We start from the raw sequence: 1,834 nt of genomic DNA, 5'->3' as shown, positions 1-1,834 counted from the left end.
GCTATAGCTCAGCTGGGAGAGCGCCTGCCTTGCACGCAGGAGGTCAGCAGTTCGATCCTGCTTAGCTCCACCACTTTACTTCTTAAAAATAAATATTCTTTATCGGGTAGCAACATCACCTGAGAATTGAGTGTGTTTAATTTTGAGAAGTTTTTGATTCTCTGCTCTTTAAAAATTTGGAAAAGCTGATAATAAAATTCTGATAGATACTTTGTATTTATCAAGAGTTTTCAAAAGTAAAAAAGAATGATAGCAGTATCATTCAGTGCCAATTTAATCATTCGTGATTAATTGGTATCTACTTTAGTATTCAATATTAACTTCTGGCGAAGTTAAACTGTCACATAACAAAGACCCGTTTGGGTTGTATGGTTAAGTGACTAAGCGTACACGGTGGATGCCTTGGCAGTTGGAGGCGATGAAGGACGTATTAACTTGCGATAAGCCTAGTCAAGCTAGTAAAAAGCGCTTGAGACTAGGATTTCCGAATGGGGAAACCCACCTGCTTGCAGGTATCGTTAACTGAATACATAGGTTAACGAGGCGAACGCGGAGAACTGAAACATCTAAGTACCCGTAGGAAAAGAAATCAACCGAGATTCCGATAGTAGCGGCGAGCGAAATCGGAACAGCCCTTAAGCTTATTATGTGTTAATGGAAGGCTCTGGAAAGTGCCACGATACAGGGTGATAGTCCCGTACATGAAAAGACATTTTAAGTGAAATCGAGTAGGTCGGAGCACGTGAAACTTTGACTGAATATAGGTGGACCATCATCTAAGGCTAAATACTCCCAACTGACCGATAGTGAACCAGTACCGTGAGGGAAAGGCGAAAAGAACCCCTGTGAGGGGAGTGAAATAGAACCTGAAACCGTGTACGTACAAGCAGTAGGAGCCTACTTGTTAGGTGACTGCGTACCTTTTGTATAATGGGTCAGCGACTTATATTTTGTAGCGAGGTTAACCGATTAGGGTAGCCGTAGGGAAACCGAGTCTTAACTGGGCGAATAGTTGCAAGGTATAGACCCGAAACCCGGTGATCTAGCCATGGGCAGGTTGAAGGTTGAGTAACATCAACTGGAGGACCGAACCCACTAACGTTGAAAAGTTAGGGGATGACCTGTGGCTAGGAGTGAAAGGCTAATCAAACCGGGAGATAGCTGGTTCTCCCCGAAATCTATTTAGGTAGAGCCTCGGACGAATACTTACGGGGGTAGAGCACTGTTAAGGCTAGGGGGTCATCCCGACTTACCAACCCTTTGCAAACTCCGAATACCGTAAAGTAATATCCGGGAGACACACGGCGGGTGCTAACGTCCGTCGTGAAGAGGGAAACAACCCAGACCGCCAGCTAAGGTCCCAAAGTCATAGTTAAGTGGGAAACGATGTGGAAAGGCCCAGACAGCCAGGAGGTTGGCTTAGAAGCAGCCATCCTTTAAAGAAAGCGTAATAGCTCACTGGTCGAGTCGGTCTGCGCGGAAGATGTAACGGGGCTAAACTATGCACCGAAGCTGCGGATTCATCTTAGGATGAGTGGTAGGGGAGCGTTCTGTAAGCGGTTGAAGGTGTACCGGGAGGTATGCTGGACGTATCAGAAGTGCGAATGCTGACATGAGTAACGATAATGCGGGTGAAAAACCCGCACGCCGGAAGACCAAGGGTTCCTATCCCATGTTAATCAGGGTAGGGTAAGTCGACCCCTAAGGCGAGGCCGAAAGGCGTAGTCGATGGGAAACGGATTAATATTTCCGTACTTGGTATAATTGCGATGGGGGGACGGAGAAGGCTAAGCAAGCATGGCGATGGTTGTCCATGTGAAAGTGAGTAGGCTAG

The 1,834-nt window shown here is 46.4% G+C and carries 1 rRNA gene (cut by a window edge); it reads left to right on the top strand.

Features of this window, described 5'->3' with window-relative positions:
- The first annotated feature begins 370 nt into the window (after window positions 1-370).
- Window positions 371-1,834: ribosomal RNA gene (locus MSC25_RS10315) — 23S ribosomal RNA — on the top strand; it runs 1,276 nt beyond the window's last position.

Source organism: Pseudoalteromonas sp. 1CM17D (genome assembly GCF_023161805.1).
Taxonomy (GTDB): domain Bacteria; phylum Pseudomonadota; class Gammaproteobacteria; order Enterobacterales; family Alteromonadaceae; genus Pseudoalteromonas; species Pseudoalteromonas atlantica.
The sequence above is the reverse complement of the archived record's forward strand: the minus strand, read 5'-3'. Positions and strand labels throughout refer to the sequence as shown.